27 protein-coding genes and 2 pseudogenes are annotated in these 26,989 nt (G+C 49.6%); 6 read left to right on the top strand and 23 right to left on the bottom strand.

The genetic code is table 11. From position 1 onward, the window contains the following. Window positions 1-10: 10 nt before the first annotated feature. Window positions 11-1,831: an assimilatory sulfite reductase (NADPH) flavoprotein subunit gene (locus tag SD71_RS11295; protein ID WP_041063171.1), complete on the bottom strand. Its 1,821-nt coding sequence runs from the start codon at window positions 1,829-1,831 to the stop codon at window positions 11-13. A 192-nt stretch (window positions 1,832-2,023) separates the two neighbouring features. Next, a complete protein-coding gene (locus SD71_RS11290; protein WP_041062796.1) occupies window positions 2,024-2,317 on the bottom strand; it encodes a hypothetical protein in 294 nt (97 codons plus the stop codon). 179 nt (window positions 2,318-2,496) lie between these two features. Here SD71_RS11290 and SD71_RS11285 point away from each other — a divergent pair, with 179 nt between their 5' ends. Continuing rightward, on the top strand, window positions 2,497-3,108 hold the full coding sequence (locus SD71_RS11285; protein ID WP_041062793.1) for a hypothetical protein: 612 nt from the start codon (window positions 2,497-2,499) through the stop codon (window positions 3,106-3,108). A gap of 91 nt (window positions 3,109-3,199) precedes the next feature. Here SD71_RS11285 and SD71_RS11280 read toward each other — a convergent pair whose 3' ends face one another. From SD71_RS11280 to SD71_RS11265, 4 genes are all read right to left on the bottom strand, one after another. Next, window positions 3,200-3,604 carry a VOC family protein gene (locus SD71_RS11280; RefSeq protein WP_200889588.1) on the bottom strand — a complete coding sequence of 135 codons (405 nt, stop codon included), beginning with the start codon at window positions 3,602-3,604 and terminating at the stop codon, window positions 3,200-3,202. Window positions 3,605-3,753: 149 nt separating this feature from the next. Further along, window positions 3,754-5,097 (bottom strand): helix-turn-helix domain-containing protein, encoded by a 1,344-nt coding sequence (locus SD71_RS11275; protein WP_052476164.1) that lies wholly within the window; start codon window positions 5,095-5,097, stop codon window positions 3,754-3,756. A gap of 171 nt (window positions 5,098-5,268) precedes the next feature. Further along, window positions 5,269-5,526 carry a DUF1292 domain-containing protein gene (locus SD71_RS11270; RefSeq protein WP_041062790.1) on the bottom strand — a complete coding sequence of 86 codons (258 nt, stop codon included), beginning with the start codon at window positions 5,524-5,526 and terminating at the stop codon, window positions 5,269-5,271. Window positions 5,527-5,611: 85 nt separating this feature from the next. Beyond that, the gene (locus SD71_RS11265; RefSeq protein WP_041062787.1) at window positions 5,612-6,145 is read right to left on the bottom strand and encodes a cysteine hydrolase family protein; all 534 of its coding nucleotides are present in this window, start codon (window positions 6,143-6,145) and stop codon (window positions 5,612-5,614) included. Window positions 6,146-6,613: 468 nt separating this feature from the next. On the opposite strand from SD71_RS11265, the pseudogene SD71_RS11260 reads away from it, so the two are divergent. Beyond that, window positions 6,614-7,788: pseudogene (locus SD71_RS11260) on the top strand (oxalate decarboxylase family bicupin). Window positions 7,789-7,797: 9 nt separating this feature from the next. On the opposite strand, the gene SD71_RS23980 reads toward SD71_RS11260, so the two are convergent. Together SD71_RS23980 and SD71_RS11255 are read right to left on the bottom strand one after the other, a co-directional pair. Further along, a complete protein-coding gene (locus tag SD71_RS23980) occupies window positions 7,798-7,968 on the bottom strand; it encodes a hypothetical protein (protein WP_161793379.1) in 171 nt (56 codons plus the stop codon). A 493-nt stretch (window positions 7,969-8,461) separates the two neighbouring features. Continuing rightward, window positions 8,462-9,980: pseudogene (locus SD71_RS11255) on the bottom strand (malate:quinone oxidoreductase). 566 nt (window positions 9,981-10,546) lie between these two features. Between SD71_RS11255 and SD71_RS11250 the strand changes: the two are divergent. The 4 genes from SD71_RS11250 (at window position 10,547) to SD71_RS11235 (ending at window position 13,152) form a co-directional block, all read left to right on the top strand. Further along, entirely contained in the window at window positions 10,547-11,008 is a 462-nt protein-coding gene (locus SD71_RS11250; RefSeq protein WP_041062785.1) for a VOC family protein, read from the top strand. Between the two features lie 240 nt (window positions 11,009-11,248). Beyond that, window positions 11,249-11,854, top strand: coding sequence for a cysteine hydrolase family protein (locus SD71_RS11245; RefSeq protein ID WP_041062782.1), 606 nt, complete (start codon window positions 11,249-11,251; stop codon window positions 11,852-11,854). Between the two features lie 90 nt (window positions 11,855-11,944). Next, complete coding sequence (locus tag SD71_RS11240) at window positions 11,945-12,640, top strand: class I SAM-dependent methyltransferase (protein WP_052476163.1); 696 nt, start codon at window positions 11,945-11,947, stop codon at window positions 12,638-12,640. A gap of 53 nt (window positions 12,641-12,693) precedes the next feature. Further along, window positions 12,694-13,152 (top strand): type II toxin-antitoxin system HicB family antitoxin, encoded by a 459-nt coding sequence (locus SD71_RS11235; RefSeq protein ID WP_041062779.1) that lies wholly within the window; start codon window positions 12,694-12,696, stop codon window positions 13,150-13,152. A gap of 209 nt (window positions 13,153-13,361) precedes the next feature. Here SD71_RS11235 and SD71_RS24435 read toward each other — a convergent pair whose 3' ends face one another. From SD71_RS24435 to SD71_RS11165, 15 genes are all read right to left on the bottom strand, one after another. Next, window positions 13,362-13,745, bottom strand: a complete 384-nt coding sequence (locus tag SD71_RS24435; protein ID WP_200889587.1) for a DUF7667 family protein — start codon at window positions 13,743-13,745, stop codon at window positions 13,362-13,364. A 63-nt stretch (window positions 13,746-13,808) separates the two neighbouring features. Next, window positions 13,809-14,030, bottom strand: coding sequence for a helix-turn-helix transcriptional regulator (locus SD71_RS11225; protein WP_041062776.1), 222 nt, complete (start codon window positions 14,028-14,030; stop codon window positions 13,809-13,811). A 42-nt stretch (window positions 14,031-14,072) separates the two neighbouring features. Then, on the bottom strand, window positions 14,073-14,309 hold the full coding sequence (locus SD71_RS25560) for a helix-turn-helix transcriptional regulator (RefSeq protein ID WP_082034184.1): 237 nt from the start codon (window positions 14,307-14,309) through the stop codon (window positions 14,073-14,075). Between the two features lie 123 nt (window positions 14,310-14,432). Continuing rightward, window positions 14,433-15,023 (bottom strand): sulfite oxidase-like oxidoreductase, encoded by a 591-nt coding sequence (locus SD71_RS11220; RefSeq protein ID WP_041062774.1) that lies wholly within the window; start codon window positions 15,021-15,023, stop codon window positions 14,433-14,435. After that, window positions 15,020-16,348, bottom strand: coding sequence for an MFS transporter (locus SD71_RS11215; RefSeq protein WP_052476162.1), 1,329 nt, complete (start codon window positions 16,346-16,348; stop codon window positions 15,020-15,022). The genes SD71_RS11220 and SD71_RS11215 overlap by 4 nt, the downstream gene beginning before the upstream one ends. 28 nt (window positions 16,349-16,376) lie before the next feature. Next, window positions 16,377-17,489: a leucyl aminopeptidase family protein gene (locus SD71_RS11210; RefSeq protein WP_052476160.1), complete on the bottom strand. Its 1,113-nt coding sequence runs from the start codon at window positions 17,487-17,489 to the stop codon at window positions 16,377-16,379. Next, window positions 17,483-17,914: a macro domain-containing protein gene (locus SD71_RS11205; protein ID WP_041062771.1), complete on the bottom strand. Its 432-nt coding sequence runs from the start codon at window positions 17,912-17,914 to the stop codon at window positions 17,483-17,485. The genes SD71_RS11210 and SD71_RS11205 overlap by 7 nt, the downstream gene beginning before the upstream one ends. A 45-nt stretch (window positions 17,915-17,959) precedes the next feature. Next, window positions 17,960-19,339 (bottom strand): ATP-binding protein, encoded by a 1,380-nt coding sequence (locus SD71_RS11200; RefSeq protein WP_041062768.1) that lies wholly within the window; start codon window positions 19,337-19,339, stop codon window positions 17,960-17,962. Between the two features lie 141 nt (window positions 19,340-19,480). Next, complete coding sequence (locus SD71_RS23975) at window positions 19,481-20,713, bottom strand: anti-sigma factor domain-containing protein (RefSeq protein ID WP_041062765.1); 1,233 nt, start codon at window positions 20,711-20,713, stop codon at window positions 19,481-19,483. Next, window positions 20,710-21,507: an RNA polymerase sigma factor SigI gene (sigI, locus tag SD71_RS11190; RefSeq protein WP_041062762.1), complete on the bottom strand. Its 798-nt coding sequence runs from the start codon at window positions 21,505-21,507 to the stop codon at window positions 20,710-20,712. The genes SD71_RS23975 and sigI overlap by 4 nt, the downstream gene beginning before the upstream one ends. 150 nt (window positions 21,508-21,657) lie before the next feature. Next, window positions 21,658-22,083, bottom strand: a complete 426-nt coding sequence (locus SD71_RS11185; protein WP_041062759.1) for a hypothetical protein — start codon at window positions 22,081-22,083, stop codon at window positions 21,658-21,660. Window positions 22,084-22,256: 173 nt separating this feature from the next. Further along, complete coding sequence (locus SD71_RS11180; protein WP_041062755.1) at window positions 22,257-22,805, bottom strand: peroxiredoxin; 549 nt, start codon at window positions 22,803-22,805, stop codon at window positions 22,257-22,259. 135 nt (window positions 22,806-22,940) lie between these two features. Further along, window positions 22,941-24,020 (bottom strand): 3-isopropylmalate dehydrogenase, encoded by a 1,080-nt coding sequence (leuB, locus tag SD71_RS11175; protein WP_041062752.1) that lies wholly within the window; start codon window positions 24,018-24,020, stop codon window positions 22,941-22,943. Window positions 24,021-24,189: 169 nt separating this feature from the next. Beyond that, window positions 24,190-25,386: an aminotransferase-like domain-containing protein gene (locus SD71_RS11170; RefSeq protein WP_041062749.1), complete on the bottom strand. Its 1,197-nt coding sequence runs from the start codon at window positions 25,384-25,386 to the stop codon at window positions 24,190-24,192. A gap of 21 nt (window positions 25,387-25,407) precedes the next feature. Further along, window positions 25,408-26,958 (bottom strand): 2-isopropylmalate synthase, encoded by a 1,551-nt coding sequence (locus tag SD71_RS11165; RefSeq protein WP_041062746.1) that lies wholly within the window; start codon window positions 26,956-26,958, stop codon window positions 25,408-25,410. Window positions 26,959-26,989: the final 31 nt, after the last annotated feature.

The following is a 26,989-nucleotide window of genomic DNA, read 5'->3' as shown; positions in this document are numbered from 1 at the left end:
AGGACTTTACTTAGTAAACATCCCGCTGATAACGTTTCTGCTGCTGCATACGGCTCAAATATTCCGCAGCCTCATCCGCGCTCAAGCCGCCCTCTTTCTCGAGGATATCGGCCAGCGCTGCGTGGACGTCATGCGCCATCTTGTTTTCGTCACCGCAAACATACACACACGCCCCCTCCTGCAGCCATTGGTACAGGTCGCGGCTCTTCTCCAGCATCCGGTGCTGTACGTACACCTTATGGTCGGTATCGCGGGAGAATGCCACATCCATGCGTGTCAGCACGCCGTCCTTGAGCCAACGCTGCCATTCAACCTGATACAGGAAGTCTGTGGAGAAATGCTGATCGCCGTAGAAAAGCCACGTTTTTCCCTGCGCTCCGGTCTCTTCCCGTTCTCCCAGGAACGCCCTGAAAGGAGCAACGCCCGTGCCCGGCCCAATCATAATGATTGGAGTATCCGGATTGTCCGGAAGCTTGAAATTCGGGTTGTGCTGAATATATACCGGCAGAGTGTCGCCAGGCTGCACACGCTCCGCAAGCTGAGAGGAGCATACGCCGTATCGATTACGTCCATGGGTCTCGTAGCGCACCGTACGCACAGTAACGTGAACCTCATCCGGAAAAGCTTTCGAGCTGCTTGCGATCGAGTATAGGCGACCAGGAATCTTGCGCAGGAACGATACGAATTCATCTGCAGGCACTCCCTTAAGAGAATAATCCTGCACCAGATCCAATAGATCCCGACCGCCAATATACGCCCTTAGTTCCTTTTCGCGTCCCGGATTCAAGAGCTCTTTCAGGCGACTATCCGTCGTAAGCTTTGATGCTTGCTCCAATAACGGCTTGGTCAACACGGTAATCTCATAATTTCGCAGCAGCGCCTCTCTCAACGTGCGCTGATCGCCATTCTTAACGGTAACTAGCTGCTCAGCTGTCCAGCCCATAGCTTCGATCAGCTCATCCACAAGGCGCGGATGGTTTTCCGGGTAGATGCCCAAGCTGTCACCAGGTTCGTATTGAAGATTCGATCCCTCCAGGGAAATTTCGAGATGGCGAGTTTCCCGGGCAGACCCTCGGCCGTTCAAATTCAAATTCTCCAGAACCTCGGCCTGGAACGGATTTGACCTTGAGTACTCCGATTCGGCTGCACTCTCGGTTGTAGCGCTCACAATACTTGTATTTGCCGGGGAGGCGGACGCCTCAGTTAGCGTCTCAGCAACTTTATTCATCCACTCCGAAGCCGCTTCCTCAAAATCGACATCACAATCCGCACGCGGGGCAAGACGCTTACCGCCCAGCTGTTCCAGACGCTGGTCAAAGTCCTTGCCTGTTTGGCAGAAAAACTCATAGGACGTATCCCCGAGCGCCAGCACGGAATACCGCAGATCGTCCAATTGCGGCGCTCTCTTGCTGTGAAGGAATTCATAGAAAGCAATAGCGTTGTCCGGCGGCTCCCCTTCACCATGAGTGCTCACCAGTAAAAGCAGGTTTTGAACCTTCTTTAAGCCGTTCGGCTTGAAGTCCGCCATCGACGACAGCGTAACGTGAACCCCTTGCTGTTCGAGCTTTTTAGCCACTTTTTTCGCCAAGCCATGACAGTTGCCTGTCTGTGATCCGAAAAGCACGGTCACCTCGTTGGAGGCTGCGATCACATTCCCCGCCGAAGCCGAAGCAGGTGCAGCGCCGGACGCCGCCGGCATAGCAGTTCCGGGCAAAGCTGCAAGATAACCGCTCAGCCACATCCGCTGTGCTTCCGTCAGCATTGGCAGCAGGCGATTGAGCAGATCAACTTGATCTTGATTAAAAGGACTGTTCGTAACATGAAGTTCCAATAATACCACCTCGCGCAGCATGTGATCATCTAATTCCGAGTATTCTTATCAAATTTATATTTGCTCTCTTGACCGTACCATAGCAAGCGATAAGGGTCAAATAGAATGACCTTATATGATTCATCAGTGAAATTGATAAAGGAAAATAATGGCGTGCTTATGCAAACAAAAAGACGGCCGTAAGGCCGCCGGTCACTTTCTACTCTTCACTGCATCGAATTCCGCCCGGTACTTCCGCTCGTATTCCTCGTCCATATCGTTAAGCCAAAATGCGTATACATCCGCGTCGAGAGCCATCTGGCTGCCGTCGTAATCGTCATTGTATGGCTGTAACTCCAGCTCACCGTATGCCTCCGTAGCGACTCTTTCATTAACGAAGTGCATAATATCGTGCATTGCTTGACACAGTGCCTTGATCTCGATATCAGAGAGTCTTTGTGCTTTTGCCGCCATCATCGCGTAACCGATCGCTGCCTGGTTTATCATGCTGCGTCCCTCCTCCTATCTCATCTCCGATATTAAGGCAGGAGCGTAAGCCTGTCAACGTTTGGCCGTCATACGAGGCCGTCTTGCATGCACTGCGTCTATATAAAAGGACCACAACTTTCCCTCGCGGATAGAGTCTAAACATAACAATTGCGAAACGATCTTGGGAGTGTGCACGCATGAGAGCAAAAATTTTGACACAGCTATCGATTCTTTTTATGGCGTTTATGTTGCTCGCTCCGGCCGCATACGCAGGAGACACCGATCAGTGGATTGCACGAGGCGATCAAGACGCACTTGTTATCGGGAAAGTTACCTCCTACAAGGATGGCATGTACACAGTCGATGTCCAGAACACGTTGATGGGCACGATGGAAGAAAAAAAGATAAAGATAGCATTTCCTCACAACCCGAATTCAGTAGAACCTGCTGCCGGTGATTATGGATTATTTTCACTTGATGAGGATGACGACCATTATAAATCAGCGTACGGAGTGTACAAAGTGGATTCTCCCGATTATCGTACACTGAAGATCGCCCGTGCAGTAGAACATGATGGCATCAGGGAACGATTGCAACAATTTATAAATAGCGGAGCGTTCATGGAGAAACAAAAACAGGCGCCTGCGAAAGAGGCAGCTGTCTCGATCAGTACAAAGACCGCAACTGCCGAGCCGATCAAAGCATCGGCTGGAATGAGTTATCTTCCGTTCATTATCGTAGGCGGTATTGCTCTGTTTGCTCTAACAGCAATCACCGCGGTGCTCATGCTTAAACGTAAAAGAACATGAGAGAAGATGGGAATTGATAAGACAAAAGAGCGCCTAACAGCGCTCTTTTTGCATACTGACATTCAAATCTCCTTCGATCCGAACAAAGAGATCACTGGCGGCATATCATCAACATATTTTCGTCAGGGTCTTTGATAATGAACCAATGATCGTATTGAATATCGGTGACGATATTGATGTTGTTAGTTTTGGCGAACTCGTAAGATACCTGCAGGTCGTCCGTTACCAGCATAAAAGCCGGAGTCTTAAGATTCGGGGCGCCTCCGGGCTCATTGCCACCCCACATCGGCATCGTGTCTAGAATAAGGCCTGTTCCATCCATCGGCAGCGGGCATAAATGACCGTTCATGATCGGACAGTCTGTCGGCAGCCCAAGCAGCCTGCAGTACCATTCACGTGACTGTTCGATGTTCCGCACGGGGATAAATATGCTGCCGACTTTGTTCTTGACGGGGCTTGTGACAACTTCCGACAGCTTGTGATCAACATTTCTCATAGCGATTCCTCCAAATAAGATCTTGGCCGCTTTAGGTATGATCAGCGGTTTATAACCATGGACTTTTCTCCTTATCGTAAATCCAGACTTACCACGGTGCTTCTTTGCGTTCTCAGACATCGCGATCTATCCTTTCGCACTTGATGACTCTACACATTGCTTCTAATTACGGGGAGATAACAGATAACGGTTGTAGATCTTTCCGCTTCCGGGCCGCTCGCCGGCAAATATTCGGCGAACCACGAGCGTGTTTCGTCAAGACAGTAATCATCCGTTTGACAGAGCCACTCGTGAAGCAGATCCAGCACACCCGTCATCACGCCATATGCCACGGTGCTTACGGACGCGTAAAGTCCCCCGCCCAACCATTTGACTCGTCCCGCATCTTCCCCAGTGATATGGATGTCATCTGGAGCCGCTATCCCAAGTTCGTACCATGAGTCGTCACACTCAGTGATGCCGTAGCTATAAGACATATAAAGTGAACGACGAATATCACCGACCACTGCTTGCTGATTCAACCATGCAGTCAATTGATCGTCTGCCAACGATTGGGCATGAATCCCGCCCGCTCTAAAAGCAAGTATCCGGCTGCGGGGAAGAGCGGCAACTTCGATCGTTTCCTGTTCATGTTTCTTCGATACCGGCAAAAACAGCTTCATGCGTGTAATCCTGCCCCGATGATGGAAGAACTCCTCTACGAACGGATGGGAGCCGAGCTTGAAGCTACTGCGCGGGAGCCATTCGGCCACAATCCGGTTCCAGGCTGCAATGATGGCCGAAGCGGGTGCAGCGGGCGCCTTACCCTCTGCGTAGAGTCCTCCCGGCAGCTTTGTTACGAAAAGGTCCGGATGTCGGATCGCTGCAGGCAGCTCAATCGGAGCCATGATGACGTATTCGTGAAGATCAGAAGGACTGTCTGACAACGGGGCATCGAATCCAAACAACCTGGTTCGCTCCATTTCTATTCCAGCGCTCGCCAGCATTTTGTAAAAAAGCCGAAAGGCCTCGTCTTCCAAACCCTCCCTTACGGAGGAACCATGGCGGTAAGCGATTGCCGGCTGCGCTGCGAGCCGTACAACCTTTACATCCGGAAACCGGTGGGATAACTCCCTTTCTTCCAGATAACTGACTCTTTCCAGTAGATTTACTCGTTCGAAACTATAATACAAACTGGCCTTGCGATACATCCCTGGCGTTAAACCGGTTGCCTTTTTGAATACGGCCGCAAAAGTCCGGTAAGAATCAAATCCGCTTTCAAAAGCGATATCCAGAATGGGCGATTCGGAGTAACGCAGACAATGAGCCGCCCGATTGACACGCCTTTTCCGTATATATTCCATGAGAGGATGGCCTGTCAGGGCATAGAAAACACGGTACAGATTCGGCAGCGACATTAATGCGGCTTCGGCAATTCGATTCGGTTCCATCCGTTCGCAGAGATGTTCCTCCATATAGTCGATCGCTTGCTGTACGGCTTTAACTGCTTCCATGTCCACCCTCTTTCCCGTCGTTTGTCCGATAACTGAATCATACCAAATTAAAAACAGAAAAACGTGCCATTTTTTATCAAGTTAATATTGATGCAAAAGCCAAACTAAACAAAAAAAATCGAGTGCCGGCATTTAGCCGTGCACTCGATTTTTTTTCATCATTGATGATAATTACTCTGCAGGCGCCGCGTCGATCGCAATCTGATAAGCATCCAGTATGGAATTCGCCTCTTCCTCATTGTCGATGCCTTCCAAATATTGTTCGCCGGCTTCGTTGCCGACCACGCGCATCAGAATGATGTCATCCGTTGATTTCAACAGCGCATAAGTACTGTCATTCATGTCGAACAGTGCTTCGACTGCAAGCTGCTTGGTTTTACCTTCCGCATCCTCAACCGTTATAAGGTCTCTCTTCTTTTCATCCTCCACCGAAAGTCACCACCCGTTGGCTGAATACACATTATTGTGCTCATTATCCAGGCCTTTGAATCGAAACGGGAGGCAAGAACTTTGTTTACGCTGAGCAAAATTCGATTTTCGAGGATTCCCGGGTGTCTGCGAAAGACCGAAACTGCTCGTTGTATTGCTCAATGATTTCCGATGCGCTTTGATTCGATTGGCCCCAGGTACTGTGAGCGTCTTCGGCAACGAGCACTTCAAAACCCAAATCACCGGCTCGCCGGCATGTTGCATCGACACACATATCGGTTTGAATGCCCGTCAGGACCACTTTTTTAATTCTTAGCTCCGCTAATTCGTGCTGCAGATTCGTTTCGTGGAATGAGTCTGGAGTATGCTTTTGAATGATGAGGTCTCCGGCAGCAGGCTCAACTGCAGGGTGTATGTACCAGCCTGGACTGTTTGTTTCTAACGGTTCACCTTCGTCTTCACTGTGTTGGACATAAATGACGGGAACATGGCAGGCTCTTGCTTTCGCGATAAGGCCGCTAATGCGCGCAAGCAACCCATCGGCGTCGTAAACAGGGTCTGTTTCCGGAAACATGGCGGCTTGAACATCAATTACCAGCAAAGCAGTATCGATTTTCATATATAAGGCCCTCATCTCAAGTAAGGAATTTATTTCCTTTCCCATTATATTAGAACATATGTTCCTGAACAAGTGAAATCATATTAAAATAGCGAAGGTATCTTATTCAACCATGCAATAATCGAAACTTAGCAGTTGGCGAAACACAGTGAAACTTCGTTTTCCATTACTCTTCACGATAATCTGCTTATTACTTTACTTAAATGACATGGTTTCTTTTGAATGGCCTGGACCAGCAGTATTTAAATCCATAGTGTTTGGCTTAGCAGTCGGGTTGCTGTTTTACATATTCGATAGGTTGGGATTTCCGATAAACAAGTATCCGTACCAATTGGAATAGGGATTATTATGCTAGGAATCATTATGTATTGCCCGCTCCCCGACATATAAATGATCTCTTCGTCATTAAATTGTAATTGGAGGCATAAATTCGTTTCACAGCAAGTCAATACGAGGGGAGCTTGTATGATGCAGTACGGACCTCATCCATTCGGCATGGTTAATGTTCCGCATCCCATCAGGAAAGATGGCGCAGGCGCAACTGATTTCGGTCCCCGGGACGTCATGAGGGATCTTGAGAACCCCGACCTGCTGGTTCCGCCGGCTACCGATGCCGGAACGGTCCCTAACTTGAAGTTTTCATTTTCCGACACTCATATGGAATTAAGCCACGGCGGCTGGTCCCGGCAAGTGACGGTTAGACAACTGCCTATCGCCACTAGTCTTGCAGGCGTTAATATGCGTCTCACCCCCGGGGGTGTTCGTGAGTTACATTGGCATCAGCAAGCGGAATGGGCGTTCATGATTTTGGGGAAGGCACGCATTACTGCCGTTGACCAGAACGGACGGAACTTTATCGCCGATGTAGGCGCAGGCGATCTCTGGTATTTCCCCCCCGGCATTCCTCATTCCATACAAGGGCTGGAGGAAGGCTGCGAGTTTTTGCTTGTCTTCGACGACGGGAGCTTCTCGGACCTGAACACCTTCTCCATCTCCGATTGGTTCGCTCATACGCCAAGGGACGTGCTCTCGGCGAATTTCGGCGTACCGGAAACCGCCTTTGCGAACATCCCCACCAAGCAGCGATATATATTCCAAGCGGAGGTGCCTGGCACAATGGAAAGCCAGAAAGTACCGGATCCTTATGGTACAGTGCCGAAGACTCTCACACATCGGCTGCTTGCGCAAAATCCGATAAGAACTCCCGGCGGGACGGTGCGTATCGTTGATTCAACCAACTTCCCCATATCCACCAGGATTGCGGCGGCGCTGGTTGAAATTGAACCGGGCGGAATGAGAGAAATGCATTGGCACCCGAATAACGATGAGTGCAGTATTACCTCACGGGTATGGGACGCATGACGGTCTTCGCATCCAATGGTACGGCCCGAACATTCGATTACCGAGCGGGTGACGTAGGATACGTACCATTCGCGTACGGGCACTACATTCAGAACACCGGGAACCAAACCCTTTGGTTTCTGGAAATTTTCAAAAGTGACCGATTTGAAGACGTGTCGTTGAACCAGTGGATGGCACTGACTCCTCGTCAATTGGTACAGGACAATTTAAATGCAGGATCAGAGCTTATGAACGCACTGCGCAAGGAGAAATGGCCCGTGGTCAAATACCCGGGGCTCTGAACTTGAATCCTATTTTAATGGATTACATAAAACACTAAAGATTTTTTTGTATAACTCCGTAATTGCTTCATCACTAAGGTAAGCTTCGATTAACTCTTTCTGGCCATCAATGGCTTCCCCTCTTGCTTTTATAACATCCTGAGCTATTTCAGCAGCAAGGTCATACATTGTTTTGTACATGAGCATTCGCCTCCCGATTTCATCATATGACGTGGATAGGCATAAAGCTAAAAATCCATTCGCCGTCGACAGCGAATTTTCCCGCAGCAGGATCGTTAAAATCAATCACACCTTCGATAACGCAGCTCTTCATGTGGATCATGATTCATTCAGATTTCACAGTGTCGCATTACTCGGAGCAAGATTTCTGACCACAAGTAGGACAAATCGCACATCCGACATTAACCGGTACTGGATATGCTGTTACACAATTGAAGCACTCGATAACTTTCATTTCAGTTTTTTGTTGAAGTTGCGGATAGGCATAATAATATCCTCCAGGAAGTTGCTCGTGTCTAATTTAGAGTCTACGTAAACACGCTTACTCTTTTCTCACATTATAACCGAACATTTGTTCCTGTAGGCAAGTATCCTGCCAATTAGCTGAAAAGGCTACCAAAGCAGCCTTCTGTGTATTGAGTTATCGTATCCGCTAGCATAGAAAATTCGTTATTTATGATACGGTTCGGCGTGCTATCTGTAACGGCAAGTTTTCGCTAAGACCAAGGGTTCGCACTGTTGAAGTATAAATTTCGCGGATAAGCTCTGGGTTTTTCAACAGTGACACGCCATAAGAAGGAATCATTTCTTTTATTTTCGGCTCCCACGCTTTTATATGTTGCGGAAAGCATTTTTTTTATTACGTCAAGCATGACGGAAACGGCGGTAGAAGCACCCGGAGAAGCGCCGAGCAATGCAGCGATCGAGCCATCAGCGGCACTAATAACTTCCGTACCAAATTGAAGCGTTCCTTTTCCGGCATCAGTATCTTTGATAACCTGCACACGTTGACCCGCTACCACTAAATCCCAATCCTCGCTTTTGGCGTTCGGGACAAACTCCCGTAAAGCTTCCATGCGCTTTTCTTTCGATAACATTACTTGCTGAATCAGGTATTTTGTCAATGAAACGTTTTTTGCGCCTGCCGCCAACATCGTTACGAGATTATTCGGTTTTACGGAAGTTAACAAATCAAACATTGAACCGGTTTTTAAAAACTTTGGTGAGAAGCCGGCAAACGGTCCAAAGAGCAACGATTTTTTGTTGTCGATAAATCTTGTGTCAAGATGCGGAACAGACATTGGAGGAGCACCAACCGGCGCTTTGCCGTATACTTTTGCATGATGCTGCGCTACAATATCCGGATTGTTACATACCATAAATAGTCCGCTTACCGGAAAACCTCCAATATGTTTTCCCTCAGGAATACCGGATTTTTGCAGCAAATGCAGGCTTCCTCCGCCGCCGCCGACAAAGACGAATTTTGCAGTATGGTGTTCGACAGTACCGCTATCGACATTCCGCACTTTCAATTCCCACGAGCCGTCGCTGGTACGTTTAATATCATCAACATTATGGTTGAATTTTATATCGACGTTTTTACTCTTTAAATGGTCAAACATCATGCGCGTTAAAGCGCCAAAGTTGACATCAGTGCCAGAGTCGATTTTTGTTGCCGCTATAGGTTCATCCGATGTACGGTCTTTCATCATAATCGGAAGCCATTCCATCAGTTTTTCCGGGTCATCGGAAAATTCCATCCCTTGAAACAGGGGATTGTTAGACAGCGCTTCAAACCGTTTTTTTAAGAACGTTACATCTTGTTCCCCTTGTACTAAGCTCATATGAGGCAATGGCATGATAAAGTCCTGCGGTTTACGTATCAGATTTCTGTTTACAAGATAAGACCAAAACTGCCTTGAATCCTGAAACTGTTCATTAATTTGTATAGCTTTGCTAATATCTATGGATCCGTCCGGTTTTTCGACGGTGTAGTTGAGTTCGCAGAGTGCCGAATGCCCCGTGCCCGCATTATTCCATTCGTTAGAGCTTTCCTCACCCGCGTTTGCGAGCTTCTCAAACACTGTGATTTTCCAGTCCGGTGCTAATTCTTTCAACAGTGATCCCAAAGTCGCACTCATAATTCCGGCACCAATTAAGATTACGTCTGTTCTAGTTTGTTTGTTGATCATTTTTACCTTCCTTATAACCTAAGAATTGCATACCATAACCCTAACAAAGCTTATTACTATTATTATAGATTAAAATAATTGTTCGTGTAACCCTTTGCTATCTATTCGTCACTTTCAGCGTTATAAAAACGAGCGCAAGATATGTCTGCTCTCCCTCGTCAGGTAAACAGATGTAAACTCCCGATAACGGATTTGCGCTTACAGCCACGCAGCTTCCACGCCATTTCACGCAGATTAGCGTCTGTTTACAACGCCTAAATGTGTAATCGCACACCGGGCCGACGTGTAACTGTGAGCCGGCTGCTGCCGCGGCCTTTCGCCTGTCATGTGTCAGTTCCCGATAGCGGTCCGTATTTAACCGAAAAAAGCCTCGGCAACAATATGTCGAAGCCTTTCGAATGGCGGTGGAACTCGAGAGCTGTCGCTAACTTACGAACGGCGCATCCACGTTACACAAAAGAAGCGTGATCATCGTTGAGCTATCGTTCCCGTTAGCGTAATACTGATGATCACTACCGTCATAAAATAGTTTATGGTCCTTTATATTCTTAGGAGGAATGATGGTAATGGGAGAGGAGCATCTTGAAATAACGCCCCCGTGGCAAGGATTCCATCATATCGCATTGATTACGTCAAATTTGGACGAAACAGTGAGCTTTTATGTAAATGTACTAGGCATGGAACTGCATGAGGCAGGGATCAGACCGGCAAATCCCCTTCACGGTAGACATGCAATGATCAAACCTGGTTCGTGCGAATCATGGGGCTTGCATTTTGTCGAACAGGCAGACGCCCTCATTCATACCCATCCCGAAGTATTGCAGAAAATGGTCTTTGTCTCCGGTGCCCTGCAGCACATTTCCTTCGGGCTCCCCGACGAAGAGTCAGCTTCTGCATTCAGAAGTAGGCTGGACCGCTTCGGTGTACCCATGACTCCCATCATCAAACAAGGAACCTTAAACCTCATGCAGTTCACCGACAACATCGGCATTATACTAGAAACGATATGGCCACAACGGGAACCATAAATTGATACCAAGCATCTCAGCCATTTCGCTGCGCCGTTCCCGAATGTCACTGCGCCGCTTGTCGCGCTAGTCAATTAACCCATTGTGGTGGTTGTACGCAGATCCTGTCCATCAAAGAAAAAAATGGTAATACTTATAAAATAAGGTATATAATAGAATAATATCGTATAATACTAAAGCCGCCTATTTTGCGGTGGCCGGGTTGGCCGGCCTGTCATCACTCATGTAGAGGAGGAACTGATGTTGAAAAGCATCGACCTAGGCAAGACCGCCATTCTTTTCATGGATTTCGTCAACGACGTGGTTCATCCCGAGGGTAAGTTTGCCGCGATGGGAGTCGCCGCACATCTGGAGCAAACCCGCACAATCGAGAACGCCGAGAAAGCGCTCGTTGCTGCCCGCACCAAGGGCTTGCCGGTCATCCACGTCCGCGTCGCCTTCAGGCCCGGTCACCGAGAGCTGAATGGGGATGTCCCGTTCTGGGCTGGAGTCATACAGGGCGATGCTTTGGTCGAAGGCACCTGGGGGACTGAGTTCCTAAAGGCGTTGGCTCCGGTCGAGAACGAAGTCGTGATGATAAAACGCGGCGTCAGCGCGTTCAACGACACCGAGCTCGCTCGCTACCTCACCTTCAAAGGCATCCAAACGCTCGTCCTCGCTGGCGTAGCCACGAACTGGGTTGTCGAGGCGACCACCCGCGACGCCGCCGACCTCGGCTATACACTGGTCGTCCTCCAGGACTGCTGCGGCAGCTTCAACGAGGAGTTGCACAGCTTCTCTGTCCAGAACATTCTGGGCTCTCTCGCCACCCTCACCACAGCCAACGAGTTCGCAACGGCCCCATGATCATTGCTCTCCGCTAATAGTTCTACCTTTAGGGTTGTAGCATGGTGGCCATAGGGTAGACCGTTCGAAGCCAATAGGGAGAGGATATACTTGACGGATACGCAAATTGTAGACTTCGATGGCGAATACGGGCAGGAATATGAACAGCAAATCAAGAAACTTATCCCCACTTATGATCAGTTGTTCGATATGTGTTACGCATTCCTCAAAACTACACTTGAAGATAGTGCAAGGCTACTTGTCGTCGGCGTCGGGGGTGGCAAGGAACTATCGGCCTTTGGTCCTCCTAATCCTAAATGGACATTCACCGGAGTTGATCCTTCTGGTCAAATGCTTGAAATTGCAAAGAAGCGAGCTGAATCATTGGGATTTGAGGATCGAGTAAGCCTTTACAAGGGAATCGTGGAAGAACTTGTAGATGCTGAGCCATTTGACGCCGCAACATGCCTATTAGTTTTACATTTCATACCTGATGATGGTTCAAAGCTCTCTATCCTGAAAGGAATTGCAAAACGTTTGAAGCCGGAAGCTCCTCTCATCCTTGCGTGTATGGTTGGTGAGCATGGGAGTCCTGAGCACAGCAGGCAAATGGCTGCGTTGTCAAAGCACAGGGAGCTGGTTGGGCTATCCCCGGAAATCATCGGGTGCGGGATGAAGCGCATGGGAGCCACACCAATAGTACCAGAAAGCCGAGTGCTCGATCTTTTACAGACCGCTGGATTTGGCAATGTCCTCACATTCTACGGCTCATATCTGCTCCGAGGGTGGGTAGCGACGAAAATGTAATTGATACATTTCTCTGATTAAAAGAATACGGTGTTCAAGTAAAAGGTTCTGACATGATGAAAGACATTATCTACCTAGCTATTTTCACGAAGTACGAGGACGACGAGGGAAGGTACGGCGTTCACTTCCCCGACATTCAATTCGCAGCTACCGGAGGCAACGACGTTCCCGAAGCGTTCCGCATGGCTACCGAGTTGCTTTCGAGCGTACTCTACCATGAATACGCATCCGGGAATGAGCTTCCTAAGCCAACTCCGATTAACGAGGTTAAATTCGTACCGGATCCCGACGATGGTCCTTGTGAGTGGTTCGTATCGCTCGTGACGACTCGCTTCCTAGCGAATAGATATAACGAAGCCGTCGAACGTGTCAACTGCACCCTGCGGAGCATTTTAAAAGCTGCCGCACAAAACGCCAAGCTTAATTTCTCGATGATCCTGCAAGAAGGTATTAAGGATGCCCTGGGTATCGTCGAAAACAAACGAAGTGAATCCGTAATGATTAAAATGTAAACCTCACCAAATCTTGAAGCGCCGGCAAAAAAACCGTCTTCAAATATCGACCAGTCCACCTTTTTACGCCCAATTAAACGACTAGCATGGTATTTTGACCAACTTGCTTTTTTCTTTAGTATAGTGACAAACTCACCTCTCAGTTATAACGAGATACCAATTATATTTTATTTTACAATAATCAAAAAATTACTTTGAGCTATCCAAACTCAAACACAAAGGAGACGCTGTATAAGCGTCTCCTTTGTGTTAGTCAAAATCATACCGTTGCTCTTTCCAAGGGTCGCCGCGCATAAGACAATGTAACCATTATGAATTAGACCTGTGGCGGGCTCTTTTTGTCCGTCTTTTTTCTTTTTCTCTCCACCCATTTCCAGAGCCTCGATCTTTGCACAGATTTCATGGAGCCATTCCATATCCCCGACTTCGTATGCGACCTGTGAACAATTCTGCAACATAACCAGTTCCCAACAATAACTTGCGTTGGCCGCTAAACAATGCGTCATCTCCATGACTTCGGAATCGGAGAGAGTTCTTTGACGTTGGTGCAGAAACAATTCAGCGAGACGTACATGATACGGCATAGCACCCATTTGTACCATCCTCCTGTTGATTTGGATAGCACATGTTATGCCGGCAACATTAAAATTGACACTCTAATCAAGCGAGATTATTCCCTGATTGTCCAACAACATAAATGCCTCCACTGTTCTTCCGGTTTTAGAGGCTATCTTCAGCGCCCATTCCATTGAAGGCTGCTGGTTGTTACTCTCCCATCGGCTGTATGTGCTTGCATTAACCCCAAGAAATTCCGCGAAGTCCTTCTGATCCATCTTCATTTCGAAGCGTAAATCTCTGAGTGTGTTACGAACACCCATAAGAACCACACCTTTCAGATTTTTGTTTATAAGTATGAATGGTTATGGTTGTTCTATTTCTTTTATCCAAATATCATGCACGCTCAAGTTCAATTCCTCAGAGATCCGATAGGCCATTTCCAGTGTTGGCAGCGAACGATTATTCACTAATAAGCTCAGCGTTGTTTGGCTGATTTCCAATTTTTCCGCGAATGGTTTCTGACGTGGTGAATTTCGCCAAGGACTTGAAAAAGAACTGGGAGTACTTCGAAATGTCTCACAAGAAGCTCGCTGTTCAATCCTTGTTTAAGGAAATTATTGTGGATGCCACAGGGCCAGCTATTGGCGGCCCAGGACGCAGAACGCCTTGTAAAATCGTATCAATAACAACGAAATAAGGCGGCTTAATTGCCGCCTTTAACTTTAATCAAAATCGTAACGTTGGCTTAGCCACGGGTCGCCGTACATGCTGTAGCCGTTGCGCTCCCAGAAGCCGGGCTTGTCCTTTGCCATGAACTCGATTCCTCTGAGCCATTTCGCGCTTTTCCAGAAGTAGAGGTGCGGCACAACCATGCGTACGGGAAATCCATGTTCCGGCGTGAGCGGCTCTCCGTTATGCTTGATCCCGAAAAAGGACGTATCGCGAAGAAAATCTTCCAGCGGCAGGTTGGTTGTCCATCCTTGTTCGGCGTGCAGCATGACATATTTAGCTTCGAGCTTCAGTTTAACACGTTCCATTACGGCCGAGACCGGCACGCCTTCCCATACATTGTCCAGCTTGGACCAAGTCGTAACGCAATGGATATCGTTAGTGTACTCCCGGCGAGGAAGGCTCATGAACTCATCGTAAGATAGAAATACCTGTTCCTCGACAAGACCGAATACCCTGAAATCCCACCTGCTCAAATCTCCATATTCAATTGTGTCCCCATGATGCAGCACGGGGAAGCCCTCCGTCAGTCTTTGCCCCGGAGGCACCCGTTCCTGCAGCTTCGTTGTATCGTCTATACTCATGCTTTAAGTTTCGCCCCTTCCTTCACCTTCATGTTAACTCTAGAATGCCCCCGCCGATGACTGAACACAAACGGAGCAATGCCAAGGGCTAAGAGCAGCATGGCCGCCCCGGCGATAGAAGTCATCCCATACGTCTGCAGCCAGCGAGGACCGGTATCCGCCTGATCGTATAACCAGCCTCCGGCAATCGGGCCGATAAACCCGGCAATTCCGGTGAATGCGGAGAACACGGCAATATACATAGGACGCTCCGATTTCGGAGAGTCCCCGATAAGAAAATTGAATACAAGCAGGTTATAGCCGGCAAGACCGAAACCAAGCATGATATGAACGACCACAAGAATCAGAAGAGCAGGCAGGATCACCATCCCGGCCCATACGACACAGGACAGGGCAATGATCGGAAACGTCCATAAAAGCAAAGTGTTCGTAGAATATCTGCCGTTTAGAATTCCCCAATAGTAGTAGCTGACCATCATCACCAAATTCTGCAGAACTGCGATTAACGTAACCATCGTGGTGCTGAGGTTCATCACTTCAAGCATGACATACGCGAAAAGCGGAATAACGACGTTCTCCACAAGGATAAATACGGAGATGAACAAAGTGGACGACAAGAAAAGCTTGTCCGAAAACGGCCTAAACAGCATTCGATACGACGTACCGCTGTCCGAAGGCTGAAACGGTGGATTCGGATAGCGGGACAGCTCCCATGCGTTCCAAATGACGCAGATCCCGCTGATTGAGAACAGGATGATGAACCCCGTTGTCCCGGGAAGCCACTCCATGATTTGACCGCCGGCGAACAGCGTGACGCACACGACGGCCCAATGTATCGTGTTGCGGATACCGAAATATTTGCCCCTGACTGATTTGGGTACGAGATCCGCCATTAAAGACGTCCAGATCACCCCGCTGGAATGAGCAGCGAGAAAGGAAACGAGCCACAAAGCAATATAAACGGGAATCCAAGCATCTTGCGAGAAGAATAGCGGAATAAGTCCTGTACAGACCCATAAAGCCCGATGGGCAATGGCAAAAAAGGACAAAAATAATTTACGGTTATGCCACTTCTGCATGGCAATTGCAATAACTATCTGAATGAGCATCGCAAATGGAGGAATTGCCAACACAAGCCCGATATGGACCGCTGTGAAACCGAGATAAGTCAGGTAAATCGTCTGCAACGGTCCGCCAAGCAGGTTCGCAATGATATTGGCAGGTATTCCTTCAATTAACGCAGTGCGTAAACCTTTGCGGTTCACAGACTCAATCTGGCGAATGCCCATCGTCCGCCGGAAACCTTGAAGAAATGAATTCAGCATCCGAAGTTCCCCCATGTTGTGTAAAAAATTATGTCATTCTACGATGTTCCGTTTCGTATCGAATATATTCAAGCAGCGTCCGGACCATAACACCCGTTCCGCCTTTGCTCTCGAATCCCCGATCGCTCCACATCCAGGTTGTTCCGCCGATATCGAGATGAATCCATGGACGTTCCTCCGCGAACGCGCCGATCAGCAATGCGCCTGCAATCGCGCCTGCCCAAGGTCCGCCGTGGTTTTTCATATCGGCAACTTCGCTTTTGATCAAGCTGCGGTATTCAGGATGCAAAGGCAGCGGCCATACGTACTCACCCGCCCGGTTCCCGGCTTGAATAAAGCTCTGCAGAAAAGCGTCCTCGTTCGTAAAAGCGCCGGTGGTAAGATCGCCCAACGCATGCATTACCGCGCCCGTCAAGGTTGCGATATCCACGAGCTGTGTAGCGCCGGCTCGAATCGCGGTTGTCATTGCATCCGCCAGAACGATGCGCCCTTCGGCATCGGTGTTAAGCACCTCGATGGTTTTTCCGCTATAGGTCGTTATTACATCGCCAGGCTTATAGGCGCTGCCGGACGGCATATTTTCAGCAGCTGCAACGACGGCTGCGACATTGATCGGCGGCTTTAACGAGCCGAGTCCTCTCATAACGCCGAATACCGCCGCAGCGCCGCCCATGTCTGAAATAAACTCTTCCATGCCATGCGACGGCTTCAGAGATATTCCGCCGGCGTCGAAAGTGATGCCTTTGCCCACCAGGCCTAGAATTTCTTTGGAATCAGGCGCACCCGTATAACGCATCACAATCATTCGAGGCGGATTTATACTGCCTCCGCCAACGGCTAACAAGCCGCCCATTTCCTCTTTGGCAGCTTCTTCCTCATTATAAATACGGCACTCAAAGCCGTATTGGTCCGATAATGACTGGGCCTGCTCGGCCAACACCTGAGGTGTCAACAGATTAGACGGCTTGTTCGTCAGCTCCCGAGCGTAACAGACTGCGTCAGCCACCTGTCTGCCATGCTCCACACCTTGATTCCAATCCGCAATATATTGCTGATCTTCAAGAACAAAGACAACTTCTTCGAGTGCGGCTTGCACGCGGCCGGATTTCTCCAGGGTGTCGCGGCGGTACAGGCTTAACAAAAGTCCTTCAACGAAAGCGGAGCTGCAATCGATAACTGCCTCTCGACCATCGACATCGATAATCCGGCAGGTACGATAACGTGCGCCGTCCTGATCTTCAACTCGAGCAGCTTACTGCCGATGCTCCCTGCGGCATTGCGCAGAGCTTTGGACGTATAAGGCGCAGCTTCACAGCCTGCGAATAAAGCGTATTTCTGCGGGAGCAATCCCAAAGTAGGCAACAATGCCGTCTCAGCCGGCTTCCCTTCAATAACGCCGCGGCCCGCTAAGTCGCGAAGCGCTTCATCCAATACCGGATGCAAGATTGCTGTGCTGCCGTCCTTAATGCCGGTATCGACCAGCACGATAATTACATCGGCCGAACTGTCCTGCAGTTCACCGGAAGCGACGGATTTCCATTTAACCGGCCATGCTTTCCATAACATGAGTGAATGGGTCCCACCTTATGCGGATGTGTATTTATCCCGATTCTACTCTTTTCCTTCCGCAAAAGGCAAATAGATCATAAATTCCGTGCCTTCATTCACTGTGCTGTCCACTTCAATCGTCCCTCCGTGATTGCAGATAATGCGGGAGCTGACGGAGAGCCCCAAGCCTGTTCCCGCTTCTTTGGTCGTGAAGAACGGATCGAACAATCTATTTAAAATGGCGCGTTCCATGCCCTTACCGTTATCCCGAATTGAAATCAGCGCATATTTCCCCTCGCGCCGCGCACAAATATCGATGCGTCCCTTACGTTTTTCTTTAACCTCTGAAATGGCATCCAACGCATTTTTAACGATATTGAGCAATACTTGTTTTACCTGTTTCACATCAATGGCTACCGTGAGATCTGGGTCAAACACTTCACAATGAAGCTCGCACCCTCTCATTAATGCCTCGCTTTCCGACAACATGATAGTTTCCTTGAGAAGCATGCCGACCACGACTTTCTGTTTCATCGGATCCGAAGGCTTCGAGGAATTAAGAAACTCGAAAATGATGTCGTTAGCCCGGTCGATTTCGGAAAGGATAATCCGTCCGTATTCCTCCTTGCCGACTTCCTTGAGGAACGGATTCAGCAGTTGAATAAATCCTCTAATGGAAGTAAGCGGATTGCGGATTTCATGCGCGATGGCCGCGGCAATTTTACCGAGCATCGCGAGCTTGTCGTTCTGAAGAGCGCTTTGCTCGATTTGCTTGTACTCCGAAACGTCCTTGACGCTGACCAGGTAATCTCCATCCAGTTCTTCCATCTTCGAGATGCTGACAAGAAGGCATCGGCCGTTCACATCCTGAAATTCCCCGTGAAACCGGCGGTAAAGCGTCATTTCTTTATACATGCGCAGAAACATTCTCCGGATCGGAAGCCGAAGATTCCTATGGAAAAACAGCTGAAACAGCGTACTGCCGATGAGCGATTTGCGGGGTGCTTGCAGCATGCGTGACATTTGGACGTTCAAAAACCGCAAATTACCTGCCCCGTCGAACAAGGCAACTCCGCTGTCCATATGTTGGAGAACGGTTTCAAATTTGTTCGGGCGTTCTTCCTCGATCGGCGGCGTATGGATCACTTTGAGCAAATGTTCCGCATACATGCCATCGCTCGCCGCCGCAGCTTCAGGCAAGCGCAGCGCTAAAAGAAGCTCCGTAATAAACAAAAGAGACCGATGAACGAACGTCATCCGGTCTTCAGAATCCGCATAGGAGAGTAGGAATTTAACACTCTCTTCGTGATGTTCCAGGATGTCGTCGATCGGCACTCCGCTTAGCTGCTGTCGCAGCGGTTCGGTCTCAAGACGACCCGATTGACCGCTGTTACGGACAAAATCGGCAAGAATCGGAAAATACTGTGCTCTCCACCCATCCATACGACACGCCCCTCCTACAGAGATGCCATGCAATGACAAAAAGCCAAGTTAATCATAGTCATTGCGCGGCAAACCTGTCAACGGGAGATGTTGTCGATAGATAACAGCTGTTGTCGAAAGCAGAACCTTTTCAAATCTTTCTTATTCATCGGTGTCTCTGTCGTCGTCATCATGATCAGGATCGTCGTTTTTCCCGGAATTTTGGTCTCGTTTGGTTTGCCATTTCTGAGCGGCATCCGACTTTTTACGGTCGTCTGTTTTCACTTTGCCGTCTTTGTCGCGAACTTTGTCTTGCTTTCCGTCGTCTACTTTATCCTCATCATCTTTGTCATCGTCATTACCTTGTCGATCCTTAGGCTTGTCCTGTCCGGAGCGCCCGGGTTTATCGATATCTCCGGATTTCTTGCCATCTTCCCCTTCGCCCGCTTGTTTCGGTTTATCCGATCCTTGCGGTTTGTCGGAGGCATCCGGTTTTTCTGACGGTGTCGGTTCCACGGTTTCTTCTTCACCGCTGGGTGCCGGAGAGTTCCGCTCGGATTCGGCCGTCAGTTTTTTATTCTTTTTAGCTTGCTTGAGAAGCTTCTTCCATGCATGTTTGGTCTCTTTACTCTGTTCATGATCGCTCATGATTTCATCTACTTTACCCCAAGATGCCGCAATGTTCTTGAGCGATTCGCTTTTTAACGTATCAATGGAGAGTTCATGCCCTTGGCTGTCGGCAATGAGCCAGAAAGCCATTTTGCCGGATGAGACCCCGTTAGCTTCCGCTTCTTCACGCACTTCGGCCGGCAGTGAAACGGTGGTGATGTGAAGGCTCTGAGCGGCTTGCACATTGCCCTGCCCTGCTGCCTCAAGAAGGACTTGCTTCATTTTGTACGTCACTTCTGTTTCCCAGCCGGCATCCAAAGCTTTCACCGGCACACTTGCGATGACGATCTGTCCGTCGGTCATCGTCAACAGGTTCTTGGCAACCAGTTTCTTCGCAATCTCGGCCATGACAGACTCTAGATCACGACCGCGATAACTCAGACCTTCAACAATAAAGTCCGCATCGTCATTAACGGCCCTGACTTCTCGCACGCGCTCTTTCGCATCCAGCCCCAATTCTACGCTCGGGTTAATATCCATAGTGACATAGGCGACGACGGGAGGAGTCCAGAAGGTCCACAATCCGAGAAAAAGAAGAAGCAGTGCGGCTGCCGACAATCCTGAAGCGATCCAATGCCTGCCCATGCGCAAATGCGCTTCGGTGGAAAAGGCAGTCTCTGTACCGATCCGATGATGCGTTTCTTTTCTTATATGCACAAATTGTCCATCCGGCGTAAGCACTACCGTGTTCTTCCTGCCGAGTTCCATTACGGTTCCCCGGTTCATAGCGACTCCTCCTTCCCTAATCCATCCAGCCCGATATACTCCTGCAAATACGGGTAAACTCCATGAACTATGAGTGAAATGGCGATCAAATACTTCCGGTGCCGTTCTATCGTTTTCCTTGACACCGTTTCGTTCTCGCATAGTTCTTTAATGGGAAGCTGCCTTTTATCGCGCAGCGTATGAAATAACTTATCGTTAAGAGCAAGACGTTTGCCCATTGACAGAAGCGTGCGGCGTGAGTCCTGATGCCGCGGAGAATGATCCGCCAGATCAGCGAATGTTATGCCGAATACGGCCAACTCTTCCGTCAGCGACAGGATCTCCATTCTTCGTTCGTCCGCCGTCAACTCCTGATTGTAGACTTCAAGCGCCTGAGTGACTTCAATTCGGTTCATGGGGGCGCCGTCATCACTTTCGGTATCGAATGCGCTGTAAGGGACCGAAGCCGCATGTTTCTTTTCTTGCCGCACATAATCGATAAGCCTGCGCCTCATGACCGTTTCCGCAAAACCCAAAAACAACCGCCCGCCCTCCGGGGAATACCGGGAGATGGCCTCATCGAAAGCCGACAATGCAACACTGAATTCGTCATCACGCTGCGGATCGATATACCGGCGGAAAAATCGGCTTGTTGTCTTCAATATGTATGGATGATACTTCTGAATCAGCTGGTTGCGAAGCTCACTGTCACCGTCCTGGATGTTTTCCACCCATTGTTCCGGCGTTTCTTCTATAGAAGCGCGAGCAGCGTTATCCGGCGCGTTCAGCCATTTTTTCCATAGTACGAGCAGCACCCGCTCACCCCACGTTCATAAAATTCGGAACGCCCCGATGATTTGAGGGGGTATCCCTGAAAATATAAAGGGACTGACCCTGGCAGACTGTGATCTGCTTGAGGGGCAGTCCTCGTATTAACCGATTCGGATAGGACGGTATGAAGCAAGTCAGATTGCGCCCCCGGACGTTTTCTTCATACGCAGCTTGTGGCGCCTTTGACTCAGTACCCCAAGGCGTTTCTTGAGCTGCTGCTGCCATTCGGCGTCTTCGATTTGCTTCGCAAAGGAGAGCAAGTCAAGTGAAAGATCGATTTGGCTCTGTACGATAACCATCGGATCTTCATCTTCATTGTTCACGCAATTCTCATGGAGGGCTTTGTCCGACTCATCCACATAGTCGTGGAAGTCGACTTCAGACGCTCCGTCGCCATGCGCATACTCGGCCAATATTTCGTATTCGTTCTCAACCAGATAGTGGACCTCGACTCTGTGACAAACGGGACAAAACATAATGGGCACGTTATGAATCCGTGTCCGATAATGTTTCAACGTGCCTTTCGTCCCAATCATGCTGGCTCCGCAGCAGAAGCTCATCGCTCTTCCCCTCCTTCAGTGGTGCGCCTTTAATTCTACACACTATATTCTCTACTCACAAACACAATTCCTGCCGCCGACCGATACCCAAAAAAGTTACAATTTTTTAAGAAAAAAACAGCGCTCCCCGGAAGATGGTTCCGGGGAGCGTGTTATAGGCTTGTCCGATTTGATTATTTCGCGACGAGGTTCTTGTCTCCAGCTTTCCAGTTCATCGGGCACAATCCGCCGGATTGCAGAGCGGAAAGTACACGGACAGTTTCCTCTACGCTGCGGCCGATATCGTTGTGGTTAACCACTTGATATTTCAATTCACCTTCAGGGCTGATAATGAACAGACCGCGCAAAGCGACGCCTTCTTCTTCAATCAGAACACCATAATCGCGTGCAACTTGTTTCGTAATATCCGAAGCAAGCGGGAAGTTCAATTGGCCGAGGCCGTTGTCGTTTCTAGGTGTATTAATCCAAGCGCGGTGGCTGTGTTTGCTGTCTACGCTGACGCCGAGAACTTCCGCATCCATTTTCTTGAACTCATCATACGCTTCGGAAAGCGCAGTGATTTCCGTCGGACATACGAAAGTGAAGTCGAGCGGGTAGAAGAAAAATACGAGCCATTTGCCGCGATAATCTGCCAAAGATACGTTTCCGAAGTCCTGACCGTTGCCCAGCGCAGTCTCCATCGTGAAGTCCGGTGCGGGACGTCCAACCATACGTTCTGCCATCTTTGTAATACCCTCCTGTCAGTCCGGCCTCTGCAGCCGGTACCATAATGTTCACTTAAAAAATGGTACCATTCGAGGACAGGCTAGTCAAGACGATAGCAATTCTTTTTTTAGAATCGTTATAAATAAAGGTTTTTATCGTAACATTGCTGCCACAATTAGATCGCCCATTGCCGTCGTGCCAATCGCTTTACTCTTGTCTACCGCGATGTCTCCGGTGCGATGTCCGGCATCCAGCACGTTTTTGACGGCACGCTCGATCACATCCGCCGCTTCTTCATAGCCCAGAGTGAGGCGGAACATCAACGCTACCGACAAAATCGTTGCAATCGGGTTTGCGATCCCCTGACCTGCAATGTCCGGTGCGGAGCCATGAACCGGCTCGTACAGCCCGAAGCTTCCTTCACCGAGCGAAGCGGATGACAGCATTCCGATGGATCCGGTGAGCATTGCCGCTTCATCACTGAGGATATCTCCGAACATATTCTCCGTTACGATAACATCAAAGCTCGACGGACGGCGGAGAAGCTGCATGGCACAGTTATCGACCAGCACATGCTCCACTTCGACATCGGGATATTCCGGGGCAATCCGGTTAACGGTTTCCCGCCACAGCCTTGAAGTTTCCAATACGTTCGCTTTATCGACGGAAGCCAATTTTTTACGGCGCTTTTGTGCAACTTCAAACCCTTGATGCACGATGCGCTCGATTTCCGTTTCGTTGTACACGCAAGTGTCGACGGCTTCCCGGCCGTTCTCGGAATCGCGGCGGAATTTATCTCCGAAGTAGATCCCGCCCGTTAATTCCCGAATCACGATCAGATCCGTGCCTTCGAGAACTTCAGGCTTCAGGGTGGAGGCATCCTTGAGACAGTCGAACACGACCGCCGGACGAATGTTGGAGAACAGCCCGAGCGCCTTGCGAATCCCTAACAGCCCTGTCTCCGGACGCAATTCCTTCGGATTGTTGTCCCACTTAGGGCCGCCTACAGCGCCAAGCAGAACGGCGTCCGCTCTGCGGCACATCTCCAGGGTATCGTCCGGAAGCGGAGTTCCTCTCTCATCAATCGCGATTCCGCCGAACAAGCCGCGCTCCAGCTCAAACTGATAGCCGAACAATTCTTCCGTACGTTTCAATACTTTTTCCGCTTCCGCAACGACTTCAGGACCAATCCCGTCGCCTGCGATCACGGCAATTTTTTTAACTTCAGCCATAAATATGTTCACTCCCGAATAGGTTTTGTCGCTCTGATCTCTTTCTCAGTTTTAGCACATTTTCGGCAAGAGGCAAAATAGATAATTGCTATGAGTTCAATAGGATTGAGCTATGAGACGAGCAAAAAAGGGGGCCATGCACGCTGCATGCCCCCCTTAACAAGAACAATTAACGAACCAACACGCTTTCCAAAGCCTGCGACAAACGGCACATTCCGGTAATCGTACCTTCGAAGTCGGTATGCGTGAAGTTCAAGCGCATCGTATTGTGCTGCGGATTCTCGGCATAGAAGGTGGCACCCGGAACAAAGGCCACACCCAGATCGACGGCCGTCTTGAGCAGCTCGGCCGTGTCGATCTGCGCGGGGAGCTCCAGCCAAAAGAACATACCGCCTTTGGGCTCCGTCCATTTGACACCCGGCCATTGCTGCTGCTCGAGCAAGTCTGCCATCTGCCGCATCCGCTTCTCATACTCTTTACGGACGAAGGAGATATGCGCATCAAGATCGAAATGCTCCATCAATTGATAAAGGGTTTGCTGGTCCAAAGAACTGGAGTGCAAATCAGCAGCTTGCTTCGCACGGGCCATATGGCGAATGATATCCGGATCGGCCATCACCCAGCCGGTACGAAGCGCAGGAGCGACGGTTTTGGAGAATGTGCTGGTGTACACCACACAGGAGCCTGCAGGGTGCTGATCCAGAGAAAAGATGGACGGGTAAGTCACCGCAGCATCCCCGAATTTTAGCTCGCCATAAGGATCATCCTCAAGAATAAGGGCATCGTTTTCCCGGCACAATTTCAAGACTCCCTTACGCCGGTCCAGGCTCCATGCTTTACCGGTCGGATTGGAGAAGGTCGGGATGACGTAGACCATTTTGGGGCGGTACTGCTTGATCTTGGCCGCCAAATCCTCGAGATCCATGCCTTCGGCGTCCGTTTTTACCGAAATCAGCGATGCTCCGTAAGAACGGAACACTTGCAGAGCTGACAAATAAGTCGGCCGCTCCACCAGGATCACATCGCCCGGATCAATATAAATGCGGGTTAACAGATCGATCGCTTGCTGCGAACCGGTGGTCAAGAGCATGTCATCCGGCGTGACGGACACGCCTTTGCGTGTCATCCAGCGGCAGATACTTTCCCGCAGCGGCAAATAGCCTTCAGTCAGACCATATTGCAGCGCCTTATTGCCCTCTGCCATCACTCGTTCAAAAGCATTCCTTACGGCAGCGACCGGGAAATGCTCTTCAGCCGGCAGCCCGCCTGCGAACGATATCACCGATTTTTTCTGCGTCAGCTTTAAAATTTCACGAACCGCCGAAGATGAGAACGTACCTAATCTGGCGGAAAACCGGTAGTTCATCTTTATTTCCCCATTTCGCTCTTAGATCAAAGTTACGTTATCGCGACGATTGCGGGCCGGCGCGTTACGCTTATCGATGAGCCGGTTCAAGGCATCCACGTATGCACGTGCGCTTGCTTCCAGAATATCGGTACTGACACCGCGGCCCTGCGCACTGTTGTCGCCCTGTTTGAGGACCACATGCACTTCGCCGAGCGCATCGGTTCCATCGGTTACGGATTTGATCGAATAGTCGTCCAGCTCTACGGTTTCACCTGTCAACGCGTCAATGGCCTGATATATCGCATCCACTGAGCCGTTACCTTCGGCTTTGTGTTCCACAAGCCCCTTGACAGTCTTCAGCTTAACCTTGGCGGTTGGCGTAGTATGAGTATCGAAGGATACGATTAACTGTTGCAAAGCAAACACTTCAGGCGTGTCGATCATTTTCTCTTCCAACAGCGCCCTCAGATCCTCGTCAGTGACGGTTTTCTTCCGGTCGGCGATGTCTTTGAACTTGCCGAAGGCGGCATTCACTTGATCCTCGGTCAACTGTTCGTAGCCAAGGTCGATCAGCTTCTCACGGAATGCGTGACGGCCGGAATGTTTGCCCAGTACCAGCTTGCTCTCTTTCAGGCCGATCGTATCCGGTGACATGATCTCGTAAGTGCTCTTCTCTTTAAGCATCCCGTCTTGATGGATACCGGATTCATGAGCAAAAGCATTCGCGCCGACAATCGCCTTGTTGCCGGGAACGACCATACCCGTCAGCTTGCTTACCAACCGGCTCGTTCTGGCGATTTCCGAAAGATGCAGCGAGGTCTTCGCTTGGAAAAACTCGGCTCTCGTCTCCAGAGTTAACGCCACTTCTTCCAATGCCGTGTTGCCTGCACGCTCACCGATGCCGTTGATCGTACCTTCAATTTGATCGGCGCCGTTCAAGATAGCAGCTAGCGCATTGGCGGTTGCCATGCCTAAGTCGTCATGACAGTGTGCCGACAGTTGAATACGTTCTATCCCGGGCACTTTTTCTTTTAACGTCTTGAAAATGTTCCCGAATTCCTGCGGAGTCATATAACCGACCGTATCCGGTATATTGACAACCGTCGCGCCCGCGTTAATAGCCATCTCCGTAACCTCGCACAGAAATTCCAGTTCCGTACGCCCGGCATCCTCAGGAGAAAATTCGATTTTATCAAAATACTGCTTTGCATAACGGATCGCGCGTTCCGCATTCTCAAGCACCTGTTCCTTCTCCATGCGCAGCTTATGCTTGCGGTGGATCGGCGACGTTGCGAGGAAAAGATGAATACACGGATCTTGCGCGCCTATAAGAGCTTCTTTTACAGCATCGATATCCGGCTCCCGCGAACGGGCCAGGCCGACGATTGTAGCATTCTTCACAGCGCGAGCAACTGCGTTAACCGCAGCCAGATCACCTGGGGATGCTGCGGGGAATCCCGCCTCAATCCGGTCTACGCCCAGCTTTTCCAACTGCAGCGCGATTTCCACTTTTTCTTGCGTGTTAAGGTTAACGCCGGGCGATTGCTCACCGTCTCGCAGCGTCGTATCGAAAATATAAATTTTTCGCATAGCAGGGCTGAACCCGCACACCTCCTGAAGG

This window comes from Cohnella kolymensis (assembly GCF_000829465.1).
Lineage (GTDB): Bacteria > Bacillota > Bacilli > Paenibacillales > Paenibacillaceae > Cohnella > Cohnella kolymensis.
Note: the sequence above shows the minus strand (reverse complement) of the source record. Positions and strands in the feature narration are given on the sequence as shown.